This is a genomic window from Halomonas sp. SCS19 (assembly GCF_040147015.1).
In the GTDB taxonomy this organism is placed as follows: Bacteria; Pseudomonadota; Gammaproteobacteria; order Pseudomonadales; family Halomonadaceae; genus Halomonas; species Halomonas litopenaei.
Map to the genome: position 1 here is coordinate 4,717,032 of NZ_JAMSHN010000001.1, position 15,507 is coordinate 4,732,538.

The window sequence follows — 15,507 nt, forward strand, 5'->3', positions numbered from 1 at the left end:
CCTTCCCCGCTGCGGTGGTCCACCCGCTGGAGCCCCCGATGAAGGTCTCGTCCCTGCCCTGGCGCTTTCTGGTGCTGATGGTACTGGTCGGCCTCAACCTGAGACCGGCACTATCTTCGCTTGCCCCGCTGCTCGCCCGTGTGCAGCAGGATACCGGCCTGTCCCCCAGCGCCATCGGCGCCCTGACCACCCTGCCGGTATTGTGCCTGGGCCTGTTCGCTCCGCTGGCGCCCCGCCTGTCGCGCCAGTACGGCCCGGAACGCGCCTTGTCGCTGGGTCTGGTGGTCATCACCAGCGGTCTGCTGCTGCGCTGGCAGGGAAGCCCCCTCGCGCTCTACGCCGGCACCCTGCTGGTGGGTGCCGGTATCGGTGTATCGGGCGCCCTGCTACCGGCGCTGGTCAAGCGCGAGCTGCCCCGGGGCGCCGACCTGATGACCGGGGTCTACACCATGGCCCTGTGTCTGGGTGGCGCCCTGGGTGCCGGTCTGGCGATTCCCCTGAGCGACCTGCTGGGTGGCTGGACACGCAGTCTGGCGGCCTGGTCGCTGCTGGCCATGGCGGCGCTGATCGCCTGGGAGCTTTACATGCCGCGCACCGCCGCTACCCCGCGGATGGCGGGTGACCCCGGCACCGGCATGACCCGTGGCCTGCTGCGCCAGCCCCTGGCCTGGCAGGTGGCGCTATTGATGGGCACCCAATCGTCGCTGGCCTACATCGTCTTCGGCTGGCTGCCGACGCTGTTGATGCAGCGCGGCATCGGCGAGGCAGAGGCCGGCCTGTTGATGGGCATGTCGGTGATGGTCCAGCTGATTTCTGCGCTGCTGGCACCCTGGCTGGCCCGCTTCGGTCGCGATCAGCGCCCGGCGCTGCTGCTGGTCCTCGCCAGCACCGCCAGCGGCCTGTGGATCCTGTTGATGGCCGACACCTCCCTGCGCTACCTCGGCGCACTGCTGCTGGGGCTCGGCCAGGGCGGCAACTTCTCCCTGGCGCTGACCCTGATCGTGCTGCGCAGCGCAGATTCGCGTCTGGCAGGCCGCCTGTCCGGACTGGCCCAGGGTGGCGGCTATGCCCTGGCCGCCCTGGGCCCCTTGAGCGTCGGCATCATGCTTGACCTGCAGGCACCGATCACCGCCATCGCCTGGCTGTTGATGGGGATCGCCGCCGCCGCCGCCAGCTTCGCCTGGTTCGCCGGTCGTCAGCGTCAGCTCTGCTTCGACGCCGACGATAACGTCATCACCCGCTGCGCGCCTCGCCGAGGCTCACGCTGATACTGTCACTCGTGTCTTCACTCCTTGTGCAGGAAGCCCACCCATGACCCACTCACCCCTGGACCCGGTGCTGGTGATCTACGCCGGCGGCACCATCGGCATGATCGACACCCCCTCAGGCCTCGCCCCCGGCCCCGACATGGAAGCCCGGGTGCGCGACGCCCTGGCCACACTACCCGACGATCGCCGGACCGCTCTACCCCCCTTTACCTGGATCGAGGTCGAGCAACCCATCGACTCCAGCGGCGCCCGTCCCGAGGACTGGGCCCGGCTGGCCGCGCTTGTCGCCGAGCAGGCCAATCGCCATCGCGGCGTGGTCGTGCTGCACGGCACCGACACCCTGGCCTGGACCGCCTCGAGCCTGGCCTACCAGCTTCAGGGCATCGATCGCCCGGTGGTGGTGACCGGCTCCATGGCGCCGCTGGCCCAGCAGCACAGTGACGCCCTGTACAATCTCGAGAGCGCGCTGCGCTACGCCGCCATGCCTGGATTGCAGGAAGTGGCGGTGAGCTTTGGCGACAAGCTGCTGCGGGGCAGCCGGGCTCGCAAGTGGCACACTCGCGAGCCGGATGCCTTCGAAAGCCCCAACCTTGACCTGCTGGGGAAGCGCCACGGCAACGACTTCCGGCTGCATCGCGAGCACAGCCTCGAGGCTACGCAGCGCGGCGCACCCCGCTACGAGCTCGGCGACTATCATGGCCTGGGGGAGCAGGTGGTGCGGGTGGTCCTGTGGCCGGGCATTCAACCCTGGCAGCTGGCGGCCTGGCTGGGTGATGACCGCGTCAAGGGCGCCCTGATCGAGGTGTGGGGCGGCGGCAATGTACCTGACGACACCGAGCTTGGCGCCGTGCTGGCAGAGGCCAGCGGCCAGGGCAAGCTACTGGTCGCGATCAGCCAATGCCCACACGGCACCATCGACATCGGACACTACGCTGCCGGCAAGATGCTGGCCGACGCCGAGGTGGTATCCGGCGACGACATGACCCCTGAGTCGGCCTATACCAAACTGGTGCATCTGCTGTCGCTGCCCCTCTCGCTGGAACAGAAACGTCGGCTGTTTCGAACCCCGCTGGTCGGAGAACGAGGTTGACATCCCGCAGGTCACAGAGCAATTTTATGCTCTATTGACACTCAAGGGGCCATGATGGAGTAAGGTTAGGGAGTCCCCGTCATGACAAGGAGTTGCTCATGGAACACCCGGATCATCCCTTCAGCGAGTTGTTTGAACAGCTGGGCCTGGCTTCCGAGCCGGAAGCCATCAAACGATTCATCGATCGCAACTCGCCGATTCCGGAGGGGGTCGAACTGCCCGATGCGGCCTGCTGGAATGAGGGACAGTCGGAATTTCTGCGCGAAGCCATCGAGGCCGATGCCGACTGGGCCGAGGTAGTCGATCATCTGGACGCTTCACTGCGCAAACCCTAGGGCTTGTGTGAAAAGGGCTTGTGCGAAAAGTGCCTGCGCTCGGTAATACGGCGTTAAAAATCGGGTCAAGACGCTCATTTACACCTCGTAAACTGCGCTTTCTCACCGATTTTTGCCTTGTCTAACCATCGCTCGTCGACTTTTCGTATAAAGCCTGGGGCTCGTCTGAAAAGTAGCTGCGCTCGTCGACTCTTCGGACAAGTCCTTTACAAGCTGCGCGAGCCGCTGATGTCGGCGGCTCGCGCCACTATCAGGCCGATGGATCGGCCCTGACACCAATCGCACAACGACAATCGATGGCCTTTTCGACGTGACCTGCCTTCCCCCTGATATCGAAGCGCGGCTCGAGCCCGCCACGCGTCTTCCCTCTCTGCCTGCCGTGGTGTCCGAGCTGCTGGTACTGGCGAGCAATCACGACGCGCCGCTGACCGACTTCGCGACCCTGCTGTCCCGTGACCCGGCCCTGTGCCTGCAGCTGCTGCGGCTGGCCAACAGCCCCTACTATCGCCGGGGTTGCGATCCCGTCATCTGCTGCGAGCACGCGGTGACACGCCTCGGTATCGATGGCACCCTCACCGCGCTTTTGGGTTTCACCCTGGTGCGCAACGCGACCCGCGGCCCCCTGGCCGACTATTGGCGACGCACCCTCGCAGCCGCGCACTTGATTCCGGCCATCGCCAAGGTGGTAAATCCCCGCCAGCCGGGCGAGCTGTCGACGCGCGCCCTGCTTCGCGAGGTCGGGGTACTGCTGCTGTACGCATTGGACCCGAACTACTTCGAGCTGACCGCCCAGGCCGCCAACCGCGAACAGCGCCTGGCTCTGGAACACCGGCATCTTGGCTGCGACCGCGACCAGGCGTCGAGCTGGCTGGCACGGCGCTGGCAGCTGCCCACCAACCTGTTCCTTCAGCGCCCTCTCGAGCCGGAAGGCCAGCGTCACCACGAATGGCTCGACGGCCTTTGCCTGGAGCTCGCCGACGAACTGGCCGGATGCTGTCTGGACGACGACAGCGACGCCATCCCCGCCGTGCTTCATCGCTTTCAGCAACGCATGAACATGGACGGCAATGCCCAGGCACGTCTTGTCGATGAGCTCGCGAGTCGCCTTGAGACCTTGCCGGACTTTCTCGCCACCACGCTGTCGGCAGATGAGGATATCGAACGCCTGCTGGTCGCCGGCAAGCAGCGCCTGCATGGGCTGACCATGAGCCTGGCCGAGCGGTTGCACCATCGTGAGGACCAGCTGATTTCGCTCCAACGCGACAACGAGGCGCTGGATGTGCGCGCCAGCACCGATGCCCTCACCGGTCTTGCCAATCGCGCCGCGCTGGAACGGCGCCTCGAGGAGATGCTCGAGGACGCCCATGCGCGAGACAAGCCGCTGTCGGTGTTGTTTCTCGATCTGGATCACTTCAAGCCGCTCAACGACCGCTACGGCCACCGACTCGGCGACATCGTGCTGGTCAATGTCGCCGCTACCCTGCGTGACGCCATCCGTGAGTCGGACCTGGCGGCCCGCTACGGCGGAGAGGAGTTCGTCATCGCCCTGCGGAACACGCCGGAGCCAGGAGCTTTGCGGGTCGCGCAGCGGCTACAGCAGTGGCTTGCCGAGCAGCCGATGGCCCAGGTCGACCAGCGCCCCCTTTACGTCAGCGCCTCCATCGGCATCGCCCAATGGCAGCCCGGCATGGACAGCATCGACGCAGCGTCGCTGGTGGAAAAGGCGGACCTGCAGATGTACCAGGCCAAGCAGGCCGGCCGTGCCCGCATCAGTCAAGCTCAACAACTGCAGGAGCGCGCCGGGGAAACACCCTGAAGCAGCACTTGATCAGAACAATAACTACGCCAGGCACCGATGTCAGTAGACGTCAAGGGACCTTGCCAGAACCTGGCGAGAACCTGGCTGGAACTTGGTGAGACCCGGGCGAGAAGCTGACGTGAAGCGACTCGCCAAGGCACTCGCTAGAGACGCGCCTCGACCCGCTCCAGGATCTGGGCGCTGACCTTGGCAACCAGCGGGCGAGCCGCGCGATTGACCGCCTTGGCGACCAGCCGATTGCGGATCTGGTAGTCGACGATCAGGCTGACCGCGGTACCTTCATCGACCGCTTCGAGTTCATAGCGGCCCTGATTGCGCACACCGTCGATCGACTCCCAGGCCAGTCGGCTGGGCGGCGACTTCTCGGTTACCTGCACCTCGAAGGTCCAGTCCATGCCGACCGCGTGGACATGCCAGCGATAGCGATCGTCCCCGAGCGGCTCGATCTCGGTGATCAGATCCGAATAGTCGGCGAAATCCTCGACCTTTTCGAGCAGGGCGAAGACGCGCTCGGGAGGCGCGGGAAGCGTGGCGCTGTGTTCGATGGTGGGCATGGCCAGACCGACTCCTTGCCTGAGGGATGCTCCAAGGTAAGGCTGCTACGGAGCCTAGCATCCCGGTTCCCCAGGCCCTTGTAAAGCCGTGCCTATCATCAGGCTGACGGCAGGTCCCGCAGCAACAGAGCGAACTCGAATTCATCAGGCGACAGCGCCTTCCCCGGCAGCTTGAGCCTTACCCGGTGACCATCCCCGGGCGCCACCTTCAGCGCGCTGCCATTGCCCGCCTCCATCGCCTCAAGGGTGAAACGACGGTTGCCGGAGGGCAGCATCAGCTCGAGGCGATCACCGACCTCGAAGCGGTTCTTGACCTCGATGTCCAGCCAATCTGGTCGCGACTGCCTCACTACCTGGCCGACAAACTGCTGGTGGACTCCCACCGAGTGCCCACGCTCGTAATTCTGGTACTCGTCGTGGACGTGGCGTCGGTAGAAGCCTTCGGTATACCCCCGGTTGGCCAGGTTTTCGAGCTCATCCATCAGCCCCATGTCGAAGGGCCTCCCGGCCACGGCGTCATCGATGGCACGACGATAGACCTGGGCGGTACGTGCCACATAGTAGGGCGACTTGGTCCGCCCTTCGATCTTCAGCGAACTGACCCCCATCTCGGCGAGCCTTGCCACGTGCTGAACGGCGCGCAGATCCTTTGAATTCATGATGTAGCTTCCGTGCTCGTCCTCGAACACCGGCATCAGTTCGCCAGGCCGCTGTGGGTCCTCGATCAGCGCCGAGCTCTCCTCCCGACCCTTTGCCACGTCCTGCGCAGGGATCAGATCGCCACAGGCGTCAGTGCCGGCCGGGTGGGTCCGGTAGTTCCAGCGACAGGCGTTGGTACAGGTGCCCTGATTGGGGTCGCGCCGGTTGAAGTAGCCCGACAGCAGACAGCGTCCGGAATAGGCGATGCACAGGGCACCGTGAACGAAGGTCTCGATCTCCAGGGTCGGGCACTCGGCACGGATCTCGGCGATTTCCTCAAGCGACAGCTCTCGCGACAGGATCACCCGAGAGATACCCTGGGACTGCCAGAAGCGAGCCGCCGCGTGATTGACCACGTTGGCCTGCACCGACAGATGGATCACCTGGTCAGGCCAACGCTCTCGCACCATCATGATCAAGCCAGGGTCGGACATGATCAGCGCATCCGGCCCCGCCTCGACGATCGGTGCCATGTCCTTAAGGTAGGTCCTGAGCTTGGCATTGTGCGGAGCGATATTGGAGGCCACGTAGAAGCGCTTGCCACGCGCCTGGGCCTCAGCGATGCCTCGGGTCAGGTTGTCGAGGCCGAAGTCATTGTTGCGTACACGCAGTGAGTAGCGCGGCTGACCGGCATAGACCGCATCGGCGCCATAGGCGAAGGCGAAGCGCATATGCCGGTAGGTGCCGGCCGGTGACAGTAGTTCAGGGGCATTCATCCAGGCGTCTCTCTCGTGGGCCGGGCTTTGGCCAGGGTTAAGCCGGGCAGACAGCAGTAAACCGCGCAGCCTGCCACAACCGCGAGCAATGCACGTTGACAAGGAGCAAGTCGCCGGCATCAACGCCGCACTGGTGTTGCCGTCCGGCTTTCGTTACCCTTGTCGCGCCGGACCGGACCCCGGCCGCTGGCGATCCTTGTCGCCACCCCAAATTCTCCGAATCGAGACCCCCTTCATGAGCACGACTTCCCGCTCCACCGTGGTGATCTACTCCGGTGGCATGGACTCTTTCACCGTACTTCATCGCGCCTTGCACGAAGGCCTCGAAGTTCACGCCCTGTCATTCGACTATGGCCAGCGCCACGCCCGCGAACTCGAGGTGGCCCGCCATGTCTGTCAGGAGTTGAAGATCCCTCATCAGGTCGTCGACATCACCGCCATCCATGGCTTGATCGACAACTCTGCGCTGACCGACGCCAATCGCAAGATCCCTGGCGGTGACTACGCCGAAGACAACCTCGCCGCCACGGTGGTCCCCAATCGCAACATGGTGCTGCTGTCGCTGGCCATCGCCAAGGCGGTGAATATCGGCGCCAGTCGCGTCGACTACGGCGCCCACGGCGGTGACCACGTGCTCTATCCGGATTGTCGTCCCGAGTTTGTCGAGCAGATGAATGCGGTGGCCGCCATCGCCAATTTCTCGCCGGTAGAGATCCACGCACCCTATCTACGGTCCAGCAAGAGCGAGATCCTGGCCGACGGACTGTCCATGGGACTGAACTACCGCGACACCTGGACCTGTTACGAGGGCCGGCGCCTGGCCTGTGGCCGCTGCGGCAGCTGTCTGGAGCGGCTCGCCGCCTTCGCCGACCAGGGTGTCGAAGATCCGTTGGCCTACGCCGCCAATACCCGGCAGGAGCCGGCGATTGCACAGGCAGACCAGGGCGGAGCGCACCAGGATGTATAGCGTCAAGGAAGCCTTCTATACCCTTCAGGGAGAAGGCGTACAGGCCGGCCGCGCCAGCGTCTTCTGTCGCTTTGCCGGCTGCAATCTCTGGTCGGGCCGTGAGCAGGACCGCGCCAGCGCCCAGTGTCGCTTCTGTGACACCGACTTCGTCGGCACCGATGGTCAGAACGGCGGACGCTTTGCCACCGCCGAGTCCCTGGCCGAGCACATCACCCGCTTGTGGCCACACCCCCACGAGGGTGTCACGCCCTACGTCGTGTTCACCGGTGGCGAACCCTTGCTGCAGCTGGATGCCGCCTTGATCGAGGCGGTGCACGCTGCCGGCTTCGAGATTGGCGTGGAAACCAACGGTACTCTGGCTGCGCCGGACGGCATCGACTGGCTATGTGTCAGCCCCAAGGGCAATGCGCCGCTGGTGCAGACCCGCGGTGACGAGCTGAAGCTCGTCCATCCCCAGATCGACGCCCCGCCTGAGCGTTTCGAGGGCCTGGACTTCGACCATTTTCTGCTGCAGCCGATGGACACCTCCGGGCTGATGGCCAGCGACGCTCGCAAGGAGCCACTCTGTGCCACGGTAGAGCACTGCATGGCGCATCCACGCTGGCGGCTGTCGCTGCAGACCCACAAGATCGCGGGAATCGACTGATGGCACTCTTTGTACGACGACTGACACATCTCGACGTGTCGCTTTGGTGTCCCGATCGTGGACTGATCGGCGCGAGCTGGCTGGTCGACGTCGAACTCGATGGAGAGCTCGGTGAAGACGGCATGCTATTCGACTTCGGCGAGGTCAAACCCTGGATCAAGGCACGTCTCGACGGCGGCGCCGATCACACCCTGCTGGTGCCTACCGAAGCCCCTGGCGTCAGCGTCAGCGAATGTCGCGAAGGTATCTGCGTACGCACCACGACGCCATACGCGATGGAGGTGCGCGGGCCCCGCCAGGCCTTTACCCTGCTACCCTGGCGCAGAATCACCCCCGAGGCCATGGCCGAGCACCTGTCACGCCAGTTGATGCGCCAACCGCCCGAGCGGGTATCCAGCATCGAACTCAGCCTCGCCGATGAGTCCATCGATGGCGCCGCCTACACATACAGCCACGGCCTTCGCCGCCACGCCGGCAACTGCCAGCGTATCGCCCACGGCCACCGCTCGCGGCTGGAAATCGTTCAGCGCGGCGTGCGACAGCCGGAGCTCGAGCGCCGCTACGCCCGCTGGCTCGACGATACCTACCTGGTGGACGAACACGACCTGGAACAGCACCAGGGCGACATGCTGCAGTGCGGCTACCGCTCGCCCCAGGGCCTGTTTCACCTGCGCCTGCCCCGCGAGCGCTGTCATGTCCTGCCCGGCGCCACCACGGTGGAACGCATCGCCCAGTGGCTGGCGGCGACCGTCGCCCGAGACACCGGAGAGGACACCGCGGTGCGCGCCTATGAAGGCGTCGACAAGGGCGCCACGGCAAGAAGCCCCGGTGAACGATCTCGATAACGTCTCGATAACTTCTCGATAGCATCTCGAGATCCGCAAGAGAGACCGACCACCGAGACAACCAAGCGCATTTGAAGAATGCCATGAGCCAACCAACGTCATGAGCGAACTGATCACCTCCTCCTCGCCGCAAGAGACCCGCACAGCGACCGGCGAACAGGGCTGCCGCCCCGGCTGCGGCGCCTGCTGCATTGCGCCGTCGATCAGCTCCCCGATTCCCGGCATGCCGGCGGGCAAGCCCGCCGGCATCCGCTGCGTGCAGCTCGACGACGACAACCTGTGCCGCCTGTTCGGCCGACCCGAGCGTCCGGCGGTGTGCGAGCGCTTCGACTACGACGCCGATATCTGCGGCAGCCACAGAGACCAGGCGCTGGCCAATATTGACGAACTCGAACGCCTGACCTGAGTCTGGCTTACTTGCGCCGAGTAGCCGTCGCTCAGCATCATCTGCACCTGGTGTGCTCAGCTCGACCCCTTCTTGCTGCGCCCCCTACTGATGCCCTCTCGACCGACGCCCCATCCGTGACCCTCCAACTAGAAAAGACCGGGCCACCCAAAGGTGGCCCGGTCTTCCTTGTGACGACCTTCATGACGACCAAGGCCGTTCCCCATGCTCTACTCCACGTCGAGCTGCCCGTTATTTCGCAGCATCGTCAGGAAGGCCTCCGACGACTGACCCTCCATGCTGACACCGTCCAGGGTAATCTTCTGGTCGGCGTTGCTGTGCTGGACGTCGAGCCCGCCATCGCTCTTGATGTAGAGCACGGTGTCTCCGTTCTCCTCCTGGGCAAAGATAAAGCTGTCCAGCGCCGACTGGTCGGGGTCAGTGCTCGTGGAGTCAAAGTCGTTGAGCAGATCCCCCAAAGCCAGCTTATCGGCGTCTGGATCCATGCTCAGAGCCGCATCCTTGATGTGGAAATCACCTACCGTATCGTGGGCGGGGTCAGTCGTACTACCGACATCACCCAGACTCCACTGGAAGGTGTCGGAACCGAGCCCACCCAGCAGCAGGTCATCGCCAGCACCGCCAATCAGCACGTCGTCCCCGCTGCCCGCGAAGAGCTGATCGTTGCCTTTTCCACCAGCGATGCGATCCTGACCACCGTCGTTACGGCTGTCACCCGACAGGGCTTCATAGTTATCCTTGATAAAGGCCAAGATCTCTTTCTGGGTCGGCTCTGTCCCGCTGTTCTGAGTGGTCAAGTAATCGACGAGCCCAGCATAGCCACTACCCGCCTCACCACCGACACCCGCAGGATCGATCTGATCACCGAACAGCACGTCATCACCCGCGCCACCGTCCAGGGTGTCACCGCCAAGGTCCGCTGGCTGATCGAAGGACGCCCCCCCCTCCAGCGCCGTTGCAAACTCCTCGGCAGAATTGACGATGGCCACCTCACCGGCCGGTACAAGCTGGTCGTCCGTATAGCTGTAAAGATCGAGTGAAATGTCATGAATAAGCAGTGAGAAGAAGTTCCCAGCAGCGTTTTCTACTTCGAACTGCAGCCTGTATGTTCCTCCTTTCAACCCATTTGCCATAAACTGAGTCGAGCTACTATTGATACTGCCCGACGGCGATATTGGCAGCGAGGTGGCAACAACATCCCAGTCGCCTTCCTCATTTTGCATTTCCAGCAACCAAGAGAATCTGTCGCTTGGATTCCCTTCCTTTTCGAAGTCGTTTGGGGTGTCGGTCACGTAGTCAAATGACAAGGTATAGAACTGGTTGGCACCAGCAGGCTCATCCAGGACGATAGCATCGCTGGTGGCGACAGTACTGCCATCGCCAGCACCACTGTCTCGAACGCGCAGATAGGTGCCGACCGGGGTTCTATCAATGGCTATGTGGCCATTGGTTGTCTCCACCGCCCAATTATCGATGGAAGCGAGTCTTCCCGTGTCCCCCGTGTCAAAAGTGGCAAGCATTTCGGTACTGCCTACCGAAGCCCCGGATTCCAGAGGAATCGGCACCATCTCCAACTCACCATCTGCCGTGTTGTCGAAAATCTTCAGAAAATCGCGACCTACATCATCACCTATCCCGATCGCTTCCACCCGACTGATGGCGGCCAGCGGTTTGTATCCTTCAAGCGCATTGGTAACATCCTTATAGGTGGTAATATTCCCCGCATCACTGACACCAACTTGACCGTTGTCATTGTGAGAATTAGGCTGACCATCCGTCATGAAGTAGGCAACGTTATTGAAACCGCTCCGACTAACATCCGTCATCCACTCAGTAGCGGTAACAAAGGCTTGCTCGAAATTGGTTCCAGAAATAATCGCTCTACTATCCAGAAAGTCATTGACGTCACCCAGATCTTCAGGTGAGAAATCATTGAATGCGATCGAAGGCGAATACTTCCCGCCGAACGCCACGATCTGGACATGGATTGTCCCCTCGAAATCGGCCAGCTCGGTAAGCTTGGCACGTATCGCCTCGATCGCCACCTTGAAGCGTGAATTGCCGTTTTCCAACACGGCGCCCATGCTTGGCGAAACATCCACGATAAAGGAAAGGTTATAGTCCTTGGCAGGTTCAAGCACGGCATGCTTCCCGCCAGCATCACCGAGAACCACATCATCACCACTCCCACCGGTGATGCTGTCATCGCCACCGCCTCCGACGAGTAGCTGGTCATCATCCGGCAGTGCCAGGGTCAGGGTGCCATCGACAGTGTCGCCGTCACCATCCGTTCCGGCCAGTGACAAGGACAGCGCCGGATCTTTCTCCGCCTCGGAATAGGCGAAGTCGCCGACCGAAAATGGCCTTGTGCCGTCCAAGCCACGAAACTCGATCGCTTCAAAGGCCTCGCCGGTTGTAAGCACCAGCTGGGCATCGGCGGGAATGTTTCTCACATTGAGGGTGCCATCGGCGTTTTCCTCAATCGTCACCAACGAGGTGATATCCTTGCCGGCACCATTCACCAACCGAACATCACTTTTCGCAAGTTCCAGCACGTGGCCGCTGACGGCAACCGGATGGCCACTGGTATCGGTACCATCTGGAGCCGAGGCAATCGCTTTGATCCCGACATCCGTCAACGTCCCGTTTTCCGCATTGATAAACTGACGGAAGTGCGTAATGCCTCGATGGTTATCCCAGCTTGGTGCGGTGTCAGAAAAACGCAGGTTATCAACGAAATCGAGGCGTACAGCTTCGTCGAGTCCCGTCAGATTGTCGTGACCCGCGGCTAGTTGTGTATCCCCATCAGTTCGCAACCAGGACGCCCAGGGGCCTTTATAGGTCCAGGCGGACGCCACGACATCGGCTGCTCCATCGGCACCCTCAAAGGCGATGAAACGATGGCCCGAGCCGGACCCATCGGTGCCAAACTCACGCACAACGTGCTTGCTGCCTTCACTGATTTCCTTGCTGGCATCATCAAATGCCCTGATCCCCTCATCGATGACCTCTACCTCGTAGGTAGAGCCATCCGCCGACAGGCTCGCCTTGAAGGCCACGCCGCCACTCGCGGTCTTCGCCTCCAACGTCTTGCCGTCGCCACTCAATTGGTAAGTCAGAACCTCGCCGTTCGACGTGAGCAGCGTCCCGCCATTGACACTCGTGACCTCGGTACCGTTCATTACGTCGCTGAATGTCACTTTACCAATGTCATCGGCACCCGCCTCGAAGCGAACCTCACCCGTCTGGCCAGATTTTAACTGCGCTTGCTCCGCCTCCCAGACAACAGGCGTATCATCGTCAATCAGCACCGACAGCGTGCCCTGGACCTCGCTGCCATCGGCATCGGTCACGGTGTAGCCGATGTCAAACGTCAGGTCGTTCTCGTCATCGCCCGCCGCATGCTCAAGCGCCTGGTGCAGCGTCACCTTGTACTTGCCCTCGGCCTGATCGGCCATGGCGATGGTGATCACCGGTTCTTTTTCGGAGTTGCTATCGGTCACCGTCCCGGTGAGCGTGTGGCCATCGGTACTGCGCTCAAAGCTCACCTCACGACCGTCCGCCGTCTTGAGGTCGTCGGGCAGACCAGCCAGGTTCCACTGGAAGGCGTTGCTATCGGCGGCGCCATCGTCGCCAAAGCGGTAGCTCAGCGTCCCTTTCGCGACGGTGGCCTCTCCGGCCACATCACCACTACCCCCGGCGTTGCCACCGGCCAGTCCGTCTTCGTCGACGGTCGCCTTCGGGCTCTGGGTAGTCGGGTTGTCGCCATCTCCGGGAACGCTGGGCGTGGAGTCTTGCGCCACCTTCACCGTCAATGTCGAAGACGACTTGTCTCCGTCACCATCGGTGATGGTGTAGTCGATCACGGCGTCGCCTTCGAAGGCCCCTGCCGGAGTAAAGGTGATCTCACCGTTGGACGCGATGGCCACCGTACCGACGCCTTCCCCACCCCGGACCGAGGCCTTGGTCAGGATTGCGCCATCATTGCCCTGGGTGTCGCTTGTGCCGTCATTATTAGTCAACACGTTGTACGTTTTCGCCGTGTTTTCCGCCGTCTCGGTGGTGTCGGCGACCGCCTCTGGCGAGGTATCGAGGATGTTGATCTCCAGGTTGGTGCTCGTGCTATCGCCCTCGTTATCGGTCACCGTCAGCGCAAAGCTGTCCAGCACCGTGGCGTCATCGCTGTGATCAGCCCTCTCGCCATTCTCGGTGTAGGAGTAGGTGATCTTGCCGCTAGCCGCATCGTAGTCGGTCACCGTGACGCTGCCGTGCTTGCCTTCCACCACAACGCTCTTGGGTGCCCCCGGACCAGTGCTCGCCCCAGTGATATCGACGGTCTTGCCGCTCTGGTCGGTCAGGGTCACCTGCTTGATGCCGGCATCCGCCGCCACCGTCATGGTGCCAATGACCGTGGCTCCGCTAGCTTCCACCACGCTGTGATCGCCGGCCACCACCTCTGGACCGTTCGGATCACTGCCGTCAGGCTCGTTGCCATCAGGCTCGTTGCCATCAGGCTCGTTGCCATCAGGCTCATTGCCGTCGGGAATCTCGATCGTCGGCACGTCGTCGTCGCTGCCGTTGATGGTGATCGTCAGCGTCGCGCTGCTGGTATCACCGTCGGCATCGGTGAGGGTGTAGCTGAAGGTTTCTTTCAGCGTCTGGTTGTCCTTCAACGCTTGAACGTCGGCGTTGTCAGGATCCACGCGGTAGCTCCAGCTACCGTCGTCATTGTGGATGAAGCTGCCATAGCTGGCGGAGGCGTTGCCGGTAAAACCATCAAAGGTCATGCTGTCAGCGCCGGCGCTGTCATTGTCGAGCACATTACCGCTGATCGCCGTCACCGCCTCTTCACCCAGTGCCGCGCTGTCATCCTTGGCCTCGGGGGCGGTATCGAGGATGTTGATGTCCAAACTCTCGCTGACAGTTTCACCGGTAGAATCGGTCACCACGATGTCAAAACGATCAACCACGCTACCGTCACCAGCCGCGTGGTTGGCAGCCAGTCCATTCTCGGTGTACTGGTAGGTAACGACTCCGCTTTCCGGATTAAAACCGGTAATGGTTAACGTACCGTGCTCCCCTTCAAGCACCAGTGGATTCTCGTCGGAAGTACCTGCGATGTCTCGCCTACCAACACTGATCGATGCGACTCCAGCCGGCGCCGACACAGTAAAACGGCCGGCCACAAACGCCTGACTGCCCTCCACGGCACTGTGGAACCCGGCAGTTGCCCCTCCATCACCGTCTTCAAACTCTATTGACGGAGCGCCCGAGTCGGCATCGTTATCATCCATGTCATCAGCTATACCACCCACCTCCCCGTGCCCAGCCGATTCGACAATGAAAGGATCACCGAAGGAATAGGACTGTGAGCCAGAGGTTTCGGTAATTCTCATCAAACGTACAAAGTCAAACCCATCATGGCTTGCCCCCGCCACACCACCCGCACTGGGCTCCTCGAGCGCTTCGAGAATGTCGGTGGAGCCCTCAGCGATCAATTCCAACAGTTTCGAAACATCCTCCCGGCCCAGAAAGTCGACGGAGCTTGCATCGCCCTGTCCCTGCTCTTCGGGCAACGAAACCTGTTGGGCTCCTACGAGGAGGGCCGCGGGTCTACCATCATCGAACTGAAGAGCCACACGCGAACCCTCGGCAGTGACAATGATATCGCCGGCGTTCAGGCTATCTCCTTCTTCCAGAGCGATAACTTCACCATCCGGGCGTTTAGCCCAGGCCTTACCTTGCAGAGAAGTGACGACGACGTTTGTCACAGGCACATGGACCTCGCAATATTCGTATATAAAAGTAATAATATAATCACAAACTAATACGAATAATGCTATCTATGTAACAGGAGGCTACACAGTGTACCAATGGACAATAGGACATTAGACCTCGAAATGTATCGCCCTGATTTTTCCTTTTTTCTTTGCAGTTACGGTATTTTTTACTCTCCGCTGTAAACGGATATGCTTGTTATTGCAGATTTTGTAGGACATTCCTTTCTGTTGTGCCCGATCTAGAACAGCGTGTCACTAGATACTCCGTTGCAAGAGACCGCCGGCTGGAGAACATACAGGAAAGGCGAATCTTTAGTAGGCAATTAAAGGCGAAAGGAAAAGGGGCAAAGAACTAGGCGCTGTCCGAAAAGTCGACGAGCGA

At 61.8% G+C, this 15,507-nt stretch carries 11 protein-coding genes; 8 read left to right on the plus strand and 3 right to left on the minus strand.

What is annotated here, in order from left to right; translation table 11 throughout:
- Window positions 1–38: 38 nt before the first annotated feature.
- The 4 genes from NFH97_RS20410 (at window position 39) to NFH97_RS20425 (ending at window position 4,509) form a co-directional block, all read left to right on the plus strand.
- The gene (locus NFH97_RS20410) at window positions 39–1,268 is read left to right on the plus strand and encodes an MFS transporter (RefSeq protein WP_231498726.1); all 1,230 of its coding nucleotides are present in this window, start codon (window positions 39–41) and stop codon (window positions 1,266–1,268) included.
- A 43-nt stretch (window positions 1,269–1,311) separates the two neighbouring features.
- Window positions 1,312–2,358 (plus strand): asparaginase, encoded by a 1,047-nt coding sequence (locus NFH97_RS20415; protein ID WP_349625465.1) that lies wholly within the window; start codon window positions 1,312–1,314, stop codon window positions 2,356–2,358.
- A gap of 98 nt (window positions 2,359–2,456) precedes the next feature.
- Window positions 2,457–2,693, plus strand: coding sequence for a DUF2789 domain-containing protein (locus tag NFH97_RS20420; protein ID WP_045994332.1), 237 nt, complete (start codon window positions 2,457–2,459; stop codon window positions 2,691–2,693).
- A 310-nt stretch (window positions 2,694–3,003) separates the two neighbouring features.
- Window positions 3,004–4,509, plus strand: a complete 1,506-nt coding sequence (locus NFH97_RS20425) for a GGDEF domain-containing protein (protein WP_349625466.1) — start codon at window positions 3,004–3,006, stop codon at window positions 4,507–4,509.
- A 146-nt stretch (window positions 4,510–4,655) separates the two neighbouring features.
- Here NFH97_RS20425 and NFH97_RS20430 read toward each other — a convergent pair whose 3' ends face one another.
- Both NFH97_RS20430 and trhP read right to left on the minus strand, forming a co-directional pair.
- Window positions 4,656–5,066 carry an SRPBCC family protein gene (locus NFH97_RS20430; RefSeq protein ID WP_045990888.1) on the minus strand — a complete coding sequence of 137 codons (411 nt, stop codon included), beginning with the start codon at window positions 5,064–5,066 and terminating at the stop codon, window positions 4,656–4,658.
- 98 nt (window positions 5,067–5,164) lie between these two features.
- The gene (gene trhP / locus NFH97_RS20435) at window positions 5,165–6,481 is read right to left on the minus strand and encodes a prephenate-dependent tRNA uridine(34) hydroxylase TrhP (RefSeq protein ID WP_349625467.1); all 1,317 of its coding nucleotides are present in this window, start codon (window positions 6,479–6,481) and stop codon (window positions 5,165–5,167) included.
- A 235-nt stretch (window positions 6,482–6,716) separates the two neighbouring features.
- Here trhP and queC point away from each other — a divergent pair, with 235 nt between their 5' ends.
- From queC to NFH97_RS20455, 4 genes are all read left to right on the plus strand, one after another.
- A complete protein-coding gene (gene queC / locus NFH97_RS20440; RefSeq protein ID WP_108133779.1) occupies window positions 6,717–7,448 on the plus strand; it encodes a 7-cyano-7-deazaguanine synthase QueC in 732 nt (243 codons plus the stop codon).
- On the plus strand, window positions 7,441–8,094 hold the full coding sequence (queE, locus tag NFH97_RS20445) for a 7-carboxy-7-deazaguanine synthase (protein ID WP_222516883.1): 654 nt from the start codon (window positions 7,441–7,443) through the stop codon (window positions 8,092–8,094). The genes queC and queE overlap by 8 nt, the downstream gene beginning before the upstream one ends.
- Window positions 8,094–8,939, plus strand: coding sequence for a 6-carboxytetrahydropterin synthase (locus NFH97_RS20450; protein ID WP_124804678.1), 846 nt, complete (start codon window positions 8,094–8,096; stop codon window positions 8,937–8,939). Before queE ends, NFH97_RS20450 begins: the two co-directional genes overlap by 1 nt.
- Window positions 8,940–9,039: 100 nt before the next feature.
- Window positions 9,040–9,345 carry a YkgJ family cysteine cluster protein gene (locus NFH97_RS20455; protein ID WP_124804677.1) on the plus strand — a complete coding sequence of 102 codons (306 nt, stop codon included), beginning with the start codon at window positions 9,040–9,042 and terminating at the stop codon, window positions 9,343–9,345.
- 209 nt (window positions 9,346–9,554) lie between these two features.
- On the opposite strand, the gene NFH97_RS20460 is transcribed toward NFH97_RS20455, so the two are convergent.
- A complete protein-coding gene (locus tag NFH97_RS20460; protein ID WP_349625468.1) occupies window positions 9,555–15,116 on the minus strand; it encodes a retention module-containing protein in 5,562 nt (1,853 codons plus the stop codon).
- Window positions 15,117–15,507 lie beyond the last annotated feature (391 nt).

Excerpts from the sequence above, each read along its gene's own strand:
- NFH97_RS20410 (WP_231498726.1), top strand. The coding sequence starts at position 39 with ATGAAGGTCTCGTCCCTGCCCTGGCGCTTTCTGGTGCTGATGGTACTG.
- NFH97_RS20415 (WP_349625465.1), top strand. The coding sequence starts at position 1,312 with ATGACCCACTCACCCCTGGACCCGGTGCTGGTGATCTACGCCGGCGGC.
- NFH97_RS20420 (WP_045994332.1), top strand. The coding sequence starts at position 2,457 with ATGGAACACCCGGATCATCCCTTCAGCGAGTTGTTTGAACAGCTGGGC.
- NFH97_RS20430 (WP_045990888.1), bottom strand. The coding sequence starts at position 5,066 with ATGCCCACCATCGAACACAGCGCCACGCTTCCCGCGCCTCCCGAGCGC.
- trhP (WP_349625467.1), bottom strand. The coding sequence starts at position 6,481 with ATGAATGCCCCTGAACTACTGTCACCGGCCGGCACCTACCGGCATATG.
- queC (WP_108133779.1), top strand. The coding sequence starts at position 6,717 with ATGAGCACGACTTCCCGCTCCACCGTGGTGATCTACTCCGGTGGCATG.
- queE (WP_222516883.1), top strand. The coding sequence starts at position 7,441 with ATGTATAGCGTCAAGGAAGCCTTCTATACCCTTCAGGGAGAAGGCGTA.
- NFH97_RS20450 (WP_124804678.1), top strand. The coding sequence starts at position 8,094 with ATGGCACTCTTTGTACGACGACTGACACATCTCGACGTGTCGCTTTGG.
- NFH97_RS20455 (WP_124804677.1), top strand. The coding sequence starts at position 9,040 with ATGAGCGAACTGATCACCTCCTCCTCGCCGCAAGAGACCCGCACAGCG.